Raw genomic sequence first — 14593 nt, forward strand, 5'->3', positions numbered from 1 at the left:
CATCGATCTCGCGAATGAAGCGCGAGATTGTAGAGTCGCTGTAAATCTTGTTCTGTGGCGTCATCAATGGGTGGTTGTAGGCATAATCCGGGAAGTGCTGAGCCACGTTGCTTTCTGCGATAACTGAATACGCGGCGAGATCAAGAAGCAGTCCTTTTCCCCGGTCATCCCAACGCTTCAAATGTTCAGCCAGCTTGTAGTCTTCAATAATTCGTCTGACTACAGAGAAGGCACCAATGCGGATACAGCTGCTTCTGGATTCGCTGACTGGCTCAGCCGCCGTTCCTTCGGCGGGAATCTCGATATCTGGGAAGAACTTTTCGAAGTTGAGGTTAGGAAACATCATTCCAGGATGATCTGGGTCAGCTTTCCCAATGGTCGTTCTTCTAGCAACGTTGTATTTCTTCTCGGGAAGGTACTCTCTAGCATAAGTGTATTCGATGTAGGTAGTCTTACCCCGTTTATTTCTGGAAATTTTACCAGTGTTCTTAGGAATATTAACCAGGCAGTTGTAGTACATGATGGCCTCCTTTGTTGAGTATGATATCATACTCGAATTATAACATAGAAAAGCACATCAATGCAAGCAAAGATGTGCTAAAAATACAGTATTTTTGCGGGTTTAGGGCACTTTCTCAGAGGACTTGAGTTTGATTGCCCTGGGAAGTTAGCATTCAAAGAATCATTAAGAAATTCCAAAGAAGTGGCAAATGCCCCTTCCTTTTTGTAAGTACGAGTGATACACTATAATTCAATCATGAATGTGTGTTCATGCAATATAGTCTTAAAGGAGCGTGGGAATATGGTTGATTTATATGTTTCTCCAAGCTGCACTTCCTGCCGCAAGGCAAAGCAATGGCTTGAAAAGCACAACATCCCTTACAAGGAAAGAAACATTATTGCGGATCCCTTGAGCAGGGACGAAATTGTCCACATCTTAAGAATGACCGAAGAAGGCACGGAAGAGATCGTGTCTACTCGCTCTAAGGCTTTTCAAGAATTGAATATTGACTTGGATGAGATCTCAATGAACGAACTGATCGACTTGATTGAAAAGAATCCAAGCCTGCTTAGAAGACCAATCATTCTTGATGACCGGAGAATGCAGGTCGGCTACAACGAAGATGAGATTCGCCGTTTCTTGCCTAGAAGCGTGCGCCGCTTGGAAATGGCCAAGGCAAAGCGCCTCGCCGACCAAGATTAGCTTGACCGAAATTAATAGTTTGGCGTTGGTTCATTCTTTTTGAATGAGCTAACGCTTTTATTTTTGGCCGGCTTTAGGTTACAATATCCATAAGCTGTTTAGCGATTAAGGAGGGATGACGATGCGAGTTGAGAAGGTAAATGACAATACGCTCCGCGTCAGCATGACCCGCGAGGACCTCAACAAGCGAGGCCTCAAGATTTTGGACCTTTTGGGCAACCGGGAACGGGTACAGGAATTCTTCCTGTCCATCCTCCATGAGGTTGACAAGGAGCATTCTTTTGCCAGCGATGCTCCCGTAACTTTTCAAGTAATGCCGAATGATGGCGGCATCGACTTGCTGATCACCAAGATGAAGGGGGATAGCGGCGGCATGTCGGAAGAAGTGCGCCGCTTCTTTGACCCCAGCGATGGCCAAGACGATGATGATGACGCCTATGGGGAAGAGTATGAGGCTGGAGGCGATGAGCCGCGGCCTTACTTTGACTTGGATCCAAATGATGACGCCAACACGGAGATGGACCCGGTCGTCATGAAGGATTTAAACCTGGATGCCAATGACGGCGATGACGACTACTGGAATTACCAGGACCACCACTGCGTCAGGTTTGCCGATTTTGACGATCTGCTGGCTTTGGCCGACGGCCTGAAAGTCAGTGACCTGGCGTCCAGCGTCTACTATTTTAATGGCCAGTTCTACCTTAAGCTGGCCTTTATGGACGAGAACTACGAGGAGATCAAGCCGGCCGATGCCTGGGCCATTGCCAATGAGTTTGGCTACCGGGTTGAAGATGACGAGATGGGCAAGGCGCAGAAATTGGGCCAGTGCATCTTCCAGCAGGACGCCTTGGGGGCCTTGCGTCGTCAGCACGCGGGCAAATGAGGCTGATGAAAAGCGGAATTTGTTTTATTAGATTTGAGGCACAATTATGAAACGCTTGTACAAGTCCAACAAGGACATTATGATTGCCGGCGTTTGCGCCGGGATTGCAGAATACTTTAATGTTGATCCAACCCTCATCCGGCTTTTGTGGCTGATTTTCGGCCTGACTGGCGGGACAGGGATTTTCGCCTACATCGTGGCGTCAATCATCATCCCGCGGCGGCCGGATGACTGGGAAGGCGGCAGCCACCCAAAGCGCCACTTCACGGAAAGCGACCACGAGGATGACGATATTGACATTGACGACGGCGATTAAGCTGGGTCAACCAGAACAGAAAAAATAGCAAAAAAAACGGAATTCAGGCGAATTCCGTTTTTTTGTTGCGCTTGACTTGATTCTGAATTAACTTGAAATTTTTTAAAAAAATTTCGGTAAAATTGGCTTTTTTCGGGTAATTAATCTATGGGGGATTAATTTGTATGCTGCACTTTTAAAAGATGAACTGGTGCTGGCCGTAACCGAAGCGGCCAAGGCCAGAGCTGACATGTCTTATTTAAACCGTGAGCCCTATCGCTGTCCCAATTGCCGCCAGCGGGTAATCTTAATCCTGTCGGAGCAGGCGGAGGCCTTCTTCAAGCACCTGCGCAGCTATCAAGGAAGCGCGGGCGAGCAGGCTGAACACCATACGGCCAAGATGATGCTTAAAGCGGCCCTGACGGCGGCTGGCTTTCCAGCCCAGGTAGAGGTGCCGCTGGCCGGCGGGGGCATCAGGGCGGACGTATTGGCTAATAGCTGCCTGGCCTTTGAGGTCCAGTGCGCTCCTTTGGGGCAGGCCGAGTTTGCCCACCGCCATGCCTTGTACCAAGAAGCCAGGGTCAAGGATATCTGGGTCGTGGGTCAGCGGCATTATTTGCGCGGAAAGCTGAAGCAGACCCAGCTGATCTATTTTCGCGAAAACCCGCACTGGCAGAGCTACTATCTGGAAGTCGACCCGGTCCGGGGGCTCTTGCGCCTGAAATACCAGGTTCTTCAGGAGCCCTTGACGCAGAACTTGGTTTACCGCCAGCAGGATTTCACCCTTGACGCCAAAGGGATTGCCAGCTTGTGGCACTACCGCCCGCCCAAGCTGCCTGACTTTCAGGCCGACTGCCGCCGCCAGCGGCAGTACCTGCAGGGACAAATCCAGCAGAAGACGCGCTTTGGCCTCAAAATCGCGGAGGCCATGTACTTGAAGCACTTGACTCTGGCTGACCTGCCAAGCGCGGCTTTTGCCAGCTGGCGCAAGCCAGGGGAAGCATCATGGCTGGAGCGGTATCTGGGGTCAAAATAAAGCAGCTCCAAGCTTGTGGCTAGGAGCTGCGAAGCGTTTATTGGAGGTTAGAGCAGGCGCAGGTGGCTGGAGCAGTCAGACCAGTAGAAGGCGTCATTGTCGGCCACGTCCAAGCAGGCGCTGGCTGATGGATCCGTAAAGATCTCGCGCAGGTCGTCGTAGCTGAGGTCGCCGTCCAGCAAGAGGCCGGAGTCATCGCTTTCGTCGTTGAAGACGACTGTGGATGGCAGGCTGGTAACGTTGAACTTGCTGGCTAAAGTGGAATCCTGGCTGATGAATTCGCGCAGGCAGGTGTCAGTCAGGGAATTCTTGACCTTTTCCAGATTAAGGCCCAGGTCTTGGACCAGGGTTTCGGCTAGGGCTTCGGAATAATTGGTCTTGCCATCGCTCAAAGCTTCCTGCAGCTTGAAGAGGAACAGTCTGGCCCGCTTCTTGCCGTAGGCAATCTGGATGGCGTAATAGAACTTCTGCACGCTCAAAGAAGCCAGGTGGTAGTTGGTCAGGTTGATGGAAGTGTTGAAGTTCCAATTGCGCTTGACCAGGTCCTGCTTCATGGCAGTCATGGTTACCAGTGGAATGTAGTTGATGCAGATGTCCAAATCGAGTTCTTCGGCAATTTTTCTAATTTGTTTTTCGAGATGGTAGCAGCTGAGCCCCAGCGGATTGATAAATAGAAAAAGTTCGAACATGTCCGACCTCCAAAAAATTATTCATCTGTTACTTTAGCAAAAGTTTTCTAGGAAAACAAAAAATAAGTTTTGGAAAGGACGCTGCGGTGACTGGATTACTTTTTAAGGGCGTGCTGGCTGGCCCGGGCGATTTTACTTAAATTATTGGCATTCTTGGCTGAAAAAGCAAATTTTTCGCTCAAGATGGCCAAAGCCCGCTTAATGGCGGCTGGATCAGGATTTTCGACTTCCAGCTCATAGTCGGAATACCCATCCGGGTAGCGGGTGTGGTCTAAAGTCAGCTCACAGTCCTCCGGCCCGTTCAAGAGGGTCCGGTGGGTCTTGGACCAGGTAAAGGCGGCAATCTTGTCCCAGTCGTCTGGGTAAGTCTTCTTCAAATAGTCGCCAACGCTGCCGTCAAGCTTGAGCGCGGCATTTTGCAAGAGCTCGCGGGCCTGCGTCAAGGACAGCTCATCGTTGATTTCGATTACTTCATGGTACTTGTCCTGAACCTGCTTTTGACTTGGCACCTTGATCGTTTCCTCCGCGTGATCGGCGAAGGTGCGGATGCGCAGGGCGTTGCGGTGCGCCTTCAAAAGCTGCTTGTCCGTGTCGTAGTAGGTATTGGTCTGGCGGAAGTCCTCCTTGACCGGGTAGGCTGCTTTGATGGCTTCATAGGTCTGCTTGTCCAAGGATACCTTGGCTTCGATTTCACGGTTTTTGCTCATGATTTAGAATCTCCTTTACTAGTTGTTTTCTGAATATATGTTAAAATGAATTTGTTTGATAGGGAAGGAAAATGTCTGTGATTAAAGACTGGGATACTTTTTTATGGCCATACAACCAGGCCGTCAAAGAATTAAAAGTTAAATTTAGGGCTCTCCGGCAAGGCTTTTTGACCAAAGGAGAGCATTCGCCAATTGAATTCGTGGTTGGCCGGGTCAAGACCGTGGACTCCATCAAAGAAAAGATGAAGCGCCGGGTCATCTCCCCGGACGTCATTGAAAGCGACATGCAGGATATCGCGGGCATCCGCATCATGTGCCAGTTCGTCGACGACATTTACCGGGTGGTTGATCTGATCCACCAAAGAGACGACATGGAAGTCATCGAAGAGCGGGACTACATCCAAAACGCCAAGCCTTCCGGCTATCGGTCCTACCATATGGTGGTAGCCTACACCGTCTACATGCCTGAAGGCTCCAAGCGCCTGCTGGCAGAGATTCAGATCAGAACTTTGGCCATGAACTTTTGGGCCACGGTTGAGCACACCCTGAACTACAAGTACCAGGGGGTCTACCCGGAAGATATTTCTGAGCGCTTGAAGCGGACGGCCGAAGCGGCCTACCAGCTGGACGAGGAGATGTCCTCCATCCGCAACGAAGTCAAGGAAGCGCAGAAGCTGTTTACCAAGAACAAGGGCAAGGAAAAGTCATGAAAGCTGCAATCGTCCATAATGATTACCCAACCACCCAGATCGCGGTGCGTCACTTAAAGGGGCTGCTGGCCGAAAAGTCCATCATGCTGGACAAGCGCAACCCTGACCTTGTGATCTCCGTGGGCGGGGACGGGACCCTGATTTCCGCCTTTCACAAGTACCAAGACCAGCTGGACCGTGTCTGCTTTGCCGGAATTCACACAGGCCACTTGGGCTTTTATACCGACTGGCGCAACTACGACATGGAGAAGCTGGTCGATGCCCTGGTCAAACACCCGGTGGAAGAAAACGAGGTGTCTTATCCGCTTTTGTGCATGAAGGTGACCACCAAGAAGGGCGTGTTGAAGTTCCTAGCCTTGAACGAAGCAACGATCAAGCGGATCTCCAAGACCATGGAGGCTGAGGTCTGGATTGGCGGCGAGCGCTTTGAGCGCTTCAGAGGGGACGGCTTGTGCGTGTCCACGCCGACGGGATCGACGGCATATAGCAAGTCCCTGGGCGGGGCGGTCATCCACCCGCGCCTGAAGGCCCTGCAGCTGACGGAGATTGCCTCCATCAACAATCTGGTCTTCCGGACCGTGGGCTCACCCGTGGTCATCGCGCCGGATGAATGGATCACCATCATCCCCCGCATCCCCGATAAGGCGGTCGTGATCGTCGACGGGAAGCGGATTGACCTCCTTGACGTGCAGAAAGTAGATTATGAGATCGCACCGGAAGAGATCAGCTTTTACCAGTATGGCCACCACCATTTCTGGGAGCGGGTCAACGATGCCTTCATTGGTGACAATTAATGCAAGTATATAAACTGATCGTGCAGAAGAATGACCCAGGCGAACTGAGTCATTTTTTGCTGAAAAAGGGCTTTTCCAGAAGAGCCGTCAACAATGCCAAGAACCGGGGCGGGATGCTGCTGGTCAACCACCACCGCCGCCACACTGGCTACCGCTTAAAGGAGGGGGACGTGGTCCACTTCCTGATGGGACAGGAGAAGGAAAATCCGGCCCTGCGCCCATCCGACAAGCCGCTTGAGGTGGTTGCTGAAGCCAGCGACTACTTGGTCGTCAACAAGCCGGCTGGCCTCTTGTCGATCCCGTCTGGCTTTCACCATGAGGATGCCGTGATCAACCGGGTGCTCAGCTACTTCCAAAAGCAGGGGGCTGACCCCGCCTACATCAAGCCACACATCGTGACGAGATTGGACCAGGATACTTCCGGTCTGGTTTTGCTGGGCAAGAACGCGATTGCCCATGACCGTTTCGCCAAATTGGGCAAGAACCGCTTTATCAAGCGCTACCACGCCATCGTGCACGGCAACTTCCCAGAAGACGAACTGACGGGGCTGATCGACAAGCCCTTGGCTAGGGTAGGCGAGACCGTCAAGCGGGAAGTCAACCCGAATGGGCAGAAATCGCTGACGGCCTACCGGGTCATTGACCAGGTCCCAGGGGCCAGCTTGGTTGAGCTCAGGCTGCTGACGGGGAGAACCCACCAGATCCGGGTGCACATGATGTCGCTGGGACACGTGCTCTTTGGGGATGACTTGTACGGGGCCAAGGACCATTTTGCCCGCCAGGCCTTGAACTGCTTCTATTTATCCTTCCCGGACCCCTTCAGCGGGAAGAAGCAGACGATCGAGCTGCCTGACCCCAAGGACATGCAGGACTTGTGGCGAAAGCTGCAAGAACAGGCCGGAAAGTAAGCAATAAGAAAAGTCCAGAGTCAGCTGACTCTGGACTTTTTGCATATATAATTGCTATTGATTCTTTTTCTTAATCTGCTTGTTTCGTCAATTAAAAGCGCTTGATCGCGGCCCAGGCAATGCCGCCAGCGGCCAGGAGGCCGAGGAGCGGCAGGACCAGGGAAGAGACAAAAGCGAAGAGGAGGCCAATGCCCAGCAGGAACATCAAGACCTTAAAGAGGCCGACGCCCAGCTTGAAGCAGAGCCACAATACAAACAAGAGACATAACAGCTCCAGCATTTTCTCACCGTCCTTATCCTATAAGAGGCAATCATAGCAGATTTTGCCAGCTTAGGCAAAGATTAAGCCGCAAGCAATTACGATAATCCCGAGGATGATCCGGTACCAGCCGAATGGCTTGAAGTCGTGGGTCTGCACGTACTTAAGCAGGAACTTGATTGACAGGTAGGCCACGATGAAGGAGACCACCAGGCCGACCAGCAGGATAGCCAGCTGGTTGCCGACGAAAACGTGTCCGGTCTTGAAGAACTTGACCAGCTTCAGCAGGGAAGCCCCAAACATGGTTGGGATGGCCAGGAAGAAGGAGAATTCCGTGGAAACGAAGCGGCTGCAGCCAATCAGCATGGCCCCTAAAATAGTAGCCCCAGAGCGGGAAGTCCCAGGAACCAGGGACAGAACCTGGAAGCAGCCGATCAGCAAGGCCGTCTGGTAGCTCAAGGAGTTCAGGTTGGTCAAGCTTGGCTCCTTCTTGGAGTAGTAGTTTTCCAAGATGATGAAGAGCACGCCGTAGATAATCAAGGTGGCTGAGATCACCTGCCAGGTAGTCGCGTGGGCTTCAAGCCAGTCGTTTAAGGGCAAGCCGATGATGACTGACGGCAGGACGGCCACGATGACCTTGAACCAGATCTGCCAGGTCTGGCCCTTTTCCCGGCTGCTCTTCTTTGGCGAGAAGGGGTTCAGCTTGTGGAAATAGATCACGATCACGCTGAGGATGGCTCCCAGCTGGATGACCACCATGAACATGTCGATGAAGGCCTTTGGCTGACTAAGCTTGACTATGTAGTCGGCCAGGTACAAGTGGCCCGTGGAGGAGATTGGCAGGAATTCCGTGATCCCTTCAACGATGCCGAGGATAATTGCTTTAAAGATATCTAACATAAAACTTCCTAACTATTCAGTAAACAAGACGCGGGTGCCTTCTGGCACTTGAATATTTTTGACCAATGGGGTCAGGCTGCCGTCAGCCGCGTTTCTGGCGTAGAGAGTCGCGTTGTTGGTGTTTTGGTTGGCCGCGACGATGTACGCTTCTTCTTCATCCCAGTTGAAGTCGCGGGGGAATTCGCCAAAAGTTGAAACTCTTTGGATCAGCTTCAGGGTGTGGTCAGCCTTGACTTCAAAGACGGCAATGGAGTCGTTGCCGCGGTTGGAGATATAGATGAAGCGGCCGTCCTTGGACATGCGGATGGCCGCGGCCCCGTTGTGCTTGTCCCAGTCAGCCGGGATCGTGGAGTAGGTGGCCACGTTCTGGAACATCCAGCTGGCTTCGTCAAACTTGACCACGTTGACCTGGCTTGAGAGCTCCCCGGCCACGTAGAAGTACTGGCCGCTTGGATCAAAGACCAGGTGGCGGGTGCCGAAGCCGTCCTCGTTCTGGTAGCTGGCCAGGTGGCTGAGCTTGCCGTCCTTAAAGGCGTAGAAGTCGACTCTGTCTTGGCCCAGGTCGCAGGAGACCAGGTGGCCGCCTGGCGTCTCATCGAAGTAGTGAGGGTGGGCGGTATCCTGCTCAGGCTTTGGCCCCAGGGCCCGGTCTTCGTGCTTGACCTGGTCCAGCAGGGTCAGCTGGCCTTGTTCGTCATAGCTGATCACGGACAGCATGCCAGTGTGGTAGTTGGCCGTGTAGAGCAGCCGCTTGTCCTGGTTGATGCCGACGTAGGCCGGGGATGACCCGTCGTGGATCAGCTGGCTGACCAGCTTGCCGCGGCGGTAGGCGGCGATGCCGCCTTGGCCGTTTTCGTTCTTGATGGTGAAGATCAAGTCGCCGGCCTTTTGAAAGTAGGTTGGGCCGCCAACTTTAACTACGTTCCGGCCTTGTTCAAGGTGGGCTTCATTGCCAGCGCCGATGAAGTCAAACTGATAGATGCCTTCAGATTCGTGCTTGGTGTAGCCACCAATTAAAATATGCATGTTAACCTCCTTAATCAATACACAAAAGTTCAACTTACATATTAATATGATAAGATGCAATTGTCGACAGTTCCTTAAGACGCGTTAAGAATTATTAAGCTTTTTTCTTGGCCGTGCTTCTTAAGTTGTGCTGGCTAGTATGTTAGAATTTAATCAGGTGATAAAAATGAAATGGATTTCTACTATTAAAAAAATTGGGCCAAAAGCAATCAGCCCAGAAGACCGAGTTGTTATTTTGTTTGGCGAAAGCGCCAATGAAGAGTTAGCTGACGTTTCCGTCATTCAAGAATTTGACGCGGACACCCCAGCTGCCAGCATCGTATTGAAGAAGGGCGATACCATCACGATTGACGGCATTACCTACGATATCGAATACACTGGCTCCCTGGTCAACAGCAACCTGAAGAAGCTGCAGCACGCAAGCCTCTTCTTCACGACTGAAGTGCCAAAGAAGCCAATGTCCAACGCTATCTACGTCGACTGCCCAGCCGACCAGGAAATGCCAGTCTTCAGAGTGGATGACGAAATCGTTTACGAACACCTTTAGAAGAGTGGCAAGATGAAGAAGAAGAAGGACAGCATCTTCACGCAGTGGGTGCTTGACAACCGCTTCAGCGTGGGCCTGATCAATATTTTTCTGTGTCTGGTCATCGTCCTGATCTTCAACAAGGTTTCCTTTGTCCTGAACCCAGTCAAGACCTTCATGTGGGCCATCCTGCCGCCAGTGATTTTAGCCTTGCTGCAGTACTACTTGATGAACCCGGTGGTGGACTGGCTTGAAAAGAAGTTCAAGGTGCCGCGGACGGTGACGATTCTACTGATTTTCGCCCTCGTCATCTGCTTCCTGGTTTGGATGATCAATACCCTGATTCCTTTGCTCCAGCACCAGATTCAGTCATTGATCGACAACTGGCCTTCAATTTGGAAGAATGCCTCTGAAACCGTGCAAGGAGTCCTCAAGGACCCCAGAATGGGGACGGTGCGTGCTTCCATCGACAAGCAGCTGGCCAGCCTCCAGAAGAACATGAGCCAAATTGGGGACAAAGCGATCGGCAATGCCCTGAGCAGCCTGACCAGCGCCGTAAACGTCGCGGCAACGGTCTTCATGACCCTGTTCACGGCTCCCTTTATCCTGTTCTTCATGCTCAAGGACGGGCACGAATTGCGGCCTTACCTGGTCAAGTTCGCGCCTGAGCGCTGGGAAAAGGCAACCAGCGAGCTGCTGCATGAGGTCAACGCGGCTTTGTCCTCTTATGTCAGAGGGCAGATGAGCGTGGCCTTCTGCGTTGGCATCATGTTCTTCATCGGCTATTCCATTATCGGCCAGTCCTATGGTGCGGCTTTGGCGATCTTCGCGGGATGCATGAACCTGATCCCTTATTTTGGGACCACGATCGGCTTGATCCCGTCTTTGATCGTCGCGGCCGTAACCTCCTGGTCAATGGTCTTGAAGGTTTTGCTCGTCTTTGCCATTGAACAGGTGATCGAAACCCGGGTGATCAGCCCGATGATCGTGGGCAACCGGATGAAGATGCACCCAGTGACGACCATCATCGTCATGCTGGGGGCAGGATCCGTCTGGGGCCTGTGGGGCGTAGTTGCCGGAATTCCTCTGTATGCCGTTTTGAAGATTTTTGTCAGTCGCTTCTACAACTACTACCGCAAGGTTTCACATTTGTACAACGATGACGGGGAAGCGGAGGCCAAGGCTGACTTAGGCGAAGAGCAGAAAGGAAAATAATGACCAATCATATTGTTTTGTTTGAACCGGAAATTCCGGATAATACGGGCAACATTGCCCGGACCTGCGCGGGGACCAATACCGTCCTGGACTTGATTGAGCCTCTGGGCTTCCAGCTGGACGACAAGCACCTCAAGCGGGCCGTCCTGGACTACGGCGGCGAGGTCGAGCTTCACCGCCACGACGACTTGCGCGCTTTCCTGGCCAGCCTGCCGGAAAACGCGGAGATGTACCTGATCTCCAAGTTCTCCAGCAAGTCCTATACGGACGTGGACTACACTGACGAGAGCAAGGACTACTTCTTCGTCTTCGGACGGGAAACGACTGGCCTACCTGAGACCTTTATGCGACAATATGAGGAACGCAACCTGCGCATCCCCATGTCTGACAAGATCCGGGCCTTCAACCTGTCCAACTCCGCGGCGATCGTGATTTTTGAAGCCCTGCGTCAGCAAGGCTTTCCAAATATGGAAAAGTCCCACCACTACGCCAACGACAAGCTGAAGGACGACTACAACCGGCCTGGCCGCTACCAGCGCAGCCTGGGGCACTAGGCCGGCTTCAGAAAGAAAATTAAAGAAATACACGAGGTATCAAAATGGATTTTAACAAGCAAACCCCAATCATTGTCCGCGCCTTCCACTATGACCTGCTGGACGAGCCAGAAGAAAAGAACGAAGTCAACGTAGCCATCCGCCAAGTGGTCGCAACCGCTGACGACGGCACTGAAGACACGGGTGAAGCGGGCGGCTATTACGAAGTTGCCGTTGTTTACGACGTGACTCCAGATGAAGAAAACTCCATTGAAATCTCCGGCGTGAACACCCAAGTAGTCCAATTGCTGGGCTACCACGGCGACGGCCAGGACCTGGACCAGGAAACCTACCGCCTGCTCAGCCGGCCATTGGTTGAGTACATTGAAACCTTGACTTACGAAGTAACGCAAGTTGCTTTGGAAGAACCAATCAACCTGGACTTCCAACCTAATTTTTAAGCGCTAAGCAGGTGAGTACATGCCTAAAAGAAAAAGGCAGGCAAGAAAAAAGAAAGCATCAACTAAAAAAACAGAATCATTGAACTGGGTGGTTACCGGGATTTTACTGATCTTGGTAGCCATTTTGGCGTTTTTGCGCTTTGGCTGGCTTGGCAATCAGACGGCCAACCTCCTGCGCCTGCTGGTCGGCGACAGCTACCTGCTCTTGGCGGGGCTCATGGCGATGTTTGGCTTGGTCATGCTGGTCTACAGCAAGCCGCCCCGCTTTGGCTTCAAGCGCAGCAGCGGCTTGGTCATGGCCTATCTGGCCCTGCTCGTGCTCTTCAGCAGCCGCTTCTTTTTGACCAGGGACGTCCACAGCGACTTCATGCTGGCCTTTAAGACGATCATGGGTGAGGAATTTGCCCGCGCCAACGTGACAGTCAAAGTCGGCGGCGGCTGGCTGGGCAGCCTCCTGTTTTCCTGGCTTTACCCGCTTTTGGGCGAGGCCGGCAGCAGCTGCCTGGCCGTCTTGGCCTTGATCAGCGGGATCTTGATGTTCTTTGACGTCAAGTTCCGGACCATCCTGGGCCTTTTTCAAAAAATCAGCCGGACCTTTATTGCCCAAACCCGGGATGGGGCCGGGCAGATGAAGAGCCACTATGACCAGGCTCGGGAAAAGCGCCAGGAGGCCCGCTTGCAGGCGGCTAAAGCCGCTCCTGAAGCAGAGTCGCCAAACCGGGCCAAGCTGCGCGACCCATTGGCTGGCCTTGGGCCGGTCAAAGACAAGATCAAGGACCAGGTCAAGGCCAAGCAGCCGGTTCCTGAAGAAGCGCCATCGCTGCCGACGATTCAAGTGGCCGAGCAGCACGCTGATCCCGATGACCTGCAGGTCACCCATTCCCTTGAGGCTGACGATTTGCCAAAGCCGCGCTCACGTGCTGAAGAAGACCAGAAGATGATCTTGGCCGACAGCCAGGTTGACCACGGCCTGGACCAAGAAGTGGAGCCAGCTGGGAGCGACCATTATGAATTGCCGCCGATCTCGCTGCTCAACCCGGTGAAGGCGAGCGACCAAAGCCAGGACAAGGACCTGATTGCCAGAAACACGGCGATTTTGGAAAAGACCTTCAACAGCTTCGGCGTCAAGGTTAATGTCAAAAAGGCGATTCTGGGGCCGACGATCACCCGTTATGAGGTGCAGCCGGCCGTTGGGGTCAAGGTATCCAAGATCGTCAACCTAGCCGATGACCTGGCCTTGGCCCTGGCTGCCAAAGACATCCGGATTGAAGCTCCGATCCCAGGCAAGCCGTACATTGGGATTGAAGTGCCCAACCAGAAGAGCACGGTCGTGGCCTTTAAAGAGGTCATGGAGCACCAGGATTCCAAGTCCCGCGAAGACCCCATGTGCGTGCCTTTGGGCAAGGACGTTACCGGCCAGATCATCAGCGCCAACCTGGCCAAGATGCCCCACCTGCTGGTGGCCGGGTCAACCGGCTCCGGCAAGTCCGTGGCCATCAACACCATTTTGACCAGCATCTTGATGAAGGCGCGGCCTGAAAAGGTCAAGCTGGTTCTGATCGACCCCAAGATGGTCGAATTGTCAGTCTACGCTGGCATTCCCCACTTGCTGATTCCCGTCGTGACCGATTCCAGATTAGCCGCCAAGGCCTTGAAGAAGGTCGTTGACGAGATGGAACGGCGCTACAAGATTTTTGCCGCGGGCAGCGTCCGCAACATGGACGAGTATAATGCCAAAGCCGAAGCCAACAACGCGGACAAGTCCAAGCCAGTCATGCCGGTGATGCCATACATCCTGGTCGTGGTCGACGAATTGAGTGACTTGATGATGGTCGGGGGCCACGAAGTCGAAGGCTCAATCGTCCGCTTGGGGCAGATGGCCCGGGCAGCCGGCATTCACATGATCCTGGCGACCCAAAGACCCAGCGTTGACGTCATTACTGGCCTGATCAAGGCCAACGTGCCATCCAGAATTTCTTTTGCCGTTTCCAGCGGGGTCGACTCCCGGACCATTTTGGACCAAGTCGGCGCCGAAAAATTGCTGGGCCGCGGGGACATGCTCTACATGCCGATCGGGGCTTCCAAGCCGGAAAGAATCCAAGGGGCCTACATCACGGTCGACGAGGTCGAGAACGTGGTTGACTGGGTCAAGAAGCAAAAGGAAGCGGACTACGATGAAGAGATGATTCCGCAGGCCGGAGACGAGGAGGAAGACAGCAAGAGCGAGGAGCCAGACGATGAGTACTACCAGCAGGCCGTCGACCTGGTCCGCCGCCAGCGCCAGGCTTCCGTCTCCATGCTTCAGCGCCGCTTTAGAATCGGCTACAACCGGGCCGCCCGGCTCATTGATGAAATGGAAGACCATGGCGTGGTCGGACCTTCAGAAGGGTCTAAGCCGCGCAAGGTCCTCCTGCCAGCTGAAGGACAAGACGAATAATGAACAATGA

17 protein-coding genes and 1 pseudogene are annotated in these 14593 nt (G+C 53.1%); 12 read left to right on the top strand and 6 right to left on the bottom strand.

Features of this window, described 5'->3' with window-relative positions; all coding sequences use genetic code 11:
- Positions 1–520, bottom strand: a pseudogene (locus tag OCH80_RS05560) (transposase); the annotation flags it as partial.
- A 282-nt stretch (positions 521–802) separates the two neighbouring features.
- Here OCH80_RS05560 and spxA point away from each other — a divergent pair.
- The 4 genes from spxA to OCH80_RS05580 all read left to right on the top strand — a co-directional run bounded on the left by spxA (position 803) and on the right by OCH80_RS05580 (position 3418).
- Entirely contained in the window at positions 803–1204 is a 402-nt protein-coding gene (spxA, locus tag OCH80_RS05565) for a transcriptional regulator SpxA (protein ID WP_154549422.1), read from the top strand.
- Between the two features lie 121 nt (positions 1205–1325).
- Positions 1326–2087: an adaptor protein MecA gene (locus OCH80_RS05570; RefSeq protein WP_404538733.1), complete on the top strand. Its 762-nt coding sequence runs from the start codon at positions 1326–1328 to the stop codon at positions 2085–2087.
- Between the two features lie 46 nt (positions 2088–2133).
- Positions 2134–2403 (top strand): PspC domain-containing protein, encoded by a 270-nt coding sequence (locus OCH80_RS05575; protein ID WP_154549420.1) that lies wholly within the window; start codon positions 2134–2136, stop codon positions 2401–2403.
- A gap of 160 nt (positions 2404–2563) precedes the next feature.
- Entirely contained in the window at positions 2564–3418 is an 855-nt protein-coding gene (locus OCH80_RS05580) for a competence protein CoiA family protein (protein WP_404538736.1), read from the top strand.
- 47 nt (positions 3419–3465) lie between these two features.
- Here the strand turns inward: OCH80_RS05580 and OCH80_RS05585 are convergent, their stop codons facing one another.
- Together OCH80_RS05585 and OCH80_RS05590 are read right to left on the bottom strand one after the other, a co-directional pair.
- The gene (locus OCH80_RS05585; protein ID WP_404538738.1) at positions 3466–4107 is read right to left on the bottom strand and encodes a DsbA family protein; all 642 of its coding nucleotides are present in this window, start codon (positions 4105–4107) and stop codon (positions 3466–3468) included.
- 95 nt (positions 4108–4202) lie between these two features.
- Positions 4203–4814 (bottom strand): CYTH domain-containing protein, encoded by a 612-nt coding sequence (locus tag OCH80_RS05590; RefSeq protein WP_404538741.1) that lies wholly within the window; start codon positions 4812–4814, stop codon positions 4203–4205.
- A gap of 71 nt (positions 4815–4885) precedes the next feature.
- Here OCH80_RS05590 and OCH80_RS05595 point away from each other — a divergent pair, with 71 nt between their 5' ends.
- From OCH80_RS05595 to OCH80_RS05605, 3 genes are read left to right on the top strand one after another with little or no spacing between them, the layout of a single operon-like run.
- Positions 4886–5524: a GTP pyrophosphokinase family protein gene (locus tag OCH80_RS05595; protein WP_154549416.1), complete on the top strand. Its 639-nt coding sequence runs from the start codon at positions 4886–4888 to the stop codon at positions 5522–5524.
- Positions 5521–6318: an NAD kinase gene (locus tag OCH80_RS05600; protein ID WP_154549415.1), complete on the top strand. Its 798-nt coding sequence runs from the start codon at positions 5521–5523 to the stop codon at positions 6316–6318. The genes OCH80_RS05595 and OCH80_RS05600 overlap by 4 nt, the downstream gene beginning before the upstream one ends.
- Complete coding sequence (locus OCH80_RS05605; RefSeq protein ID WP_154549414.1) at positions 6318–7226, top strand: RluA family pseudouridine synthase; 909 nt, start codon at positions 6318–6320, stop codon at positions 7224–7226. The genes OCH80_RS05600 and OCH80_RS05605 overlap by 1 nt, the downstream gene beginning before the upstream one ends.
- Before the next feature lie 91 nt (positions 7227–7317).
- Here the strand turns inward: OCH80_RS05605 and OCH80_RS05610 are convergent, their stop codons facing one another.
- The 3 genes from OCH80_RS05610 to OCH80_RS05620 are packed head-to-tail and all read right to left on the bottom strand — an operon-like array spanning position 7318 to position 9411.
- Complete coding sequence (locus OCH80_RS05610) at positions 7318–7506, bottom strand: hypothetical protein (protein ID WP_154547630.1); 189 nt, start codon at positions 7504–7506, stop codon at positions 7318–7320.
- A gap of 51 nt (positions 7507–7557) precedes the next feature.
- Positions 7558–8385, bottom strand: coding sequence for an undecaprenyl-diphosphate phosphatase (locus tag OCH80_RS05615; RefSeq protein ID WP_404538746.1), 828 nt, complete (start codon positions 8383–8385; stop codon positions 7558–7560).
- A gap of 12 nt (positions 8386–8397) precedes the next feature.
- Entirely contained in the window at positions 8398–9411 is a 1014-nt protein-coding gene (locus OCH80_RS05620) for a lactonase family protein (protein ID WP_404538749.1), read from the bottom strand.
- A gap of 166 nt (positions 9412–9577) precedes the next feature.
- Here OCH80_RS05620 and OCH80_RS05625 point away from each other — a divergent pair, with 166 nt between their 5' ends.
- The 5 genes from OCH80_RS05625 to OCH80_RS05645 are packed head-to-tail and all read left to right on the top strand — an operon-like array spanning position 9578 to position 14583.
- Positions 9578–9958, top strand: coding sequence for a PTS glucitol/sorbitol transporter subunit IIA (locus OCH80_RS05625; protein ID WP_154547624.1), 381 nt, complete (start codon positions 9578–9580; stop codon positions 9956–9958).
- Positions 9959–9970: 12 nt separating this feature from the next.
- On the top strand, positions 9971–11152 hold the full coding sequence (locus OCH80_RS05630; RefSeq protein ID WP_404538753.1) for an AI-2E family transporter: 1182 nt from the start codon (positions 9971–9973) through the stop codon (positions 11150–11152).
- The gene (locus OCH80_RS05635; RefSeq protein WP_154547620.1) at positions 11152–11706 is read left to right on the top strand and encodes a tRNA (cytidine(34)-2'-O)-methyltransferase; all 555 of its coding nucleotides are present in this window, start codon (positions 11152–11154) and stop codon (positions 11704–11706) included. Before OCH80_RS05630 ends, OCH80_RS05635 begins: the two co-directional genes overlap by 1 nt.
- A 44-nt stretch (positions 11707–11750) precedes the next feature.
- Complete coding sequence (locus OCH80_RS05640; protein ID WP_404538756.1) at positions 11751–12146, top strand: DUF1149 family protein; 396 nt, start codon at positions 11751–11753, stop codon at positions 12144–12146.
- A gap of 19 nt (positions 12147–12165) precedes the next feature.
- Positions 12166–14583, top strand: coding sequence for a DNA translocase FtsK (locus OCH80_RS05645; protein ID WP_404538759.1), 2418 nt, complete (start codon positions 12166–12168; stop codon positions 14581–14583).
- Positions 14584–14593: the final 10 nt, after the last annotated feature.

This window comes from Lactobacillus sp. 23-2 (assembly GCF_044902225.1).
GTDB lineage: Bacteria > Bacillota > Bacilli > Lactobacillales > Lactobacillaceae > Lactobacillus > Lactobacillus absianus.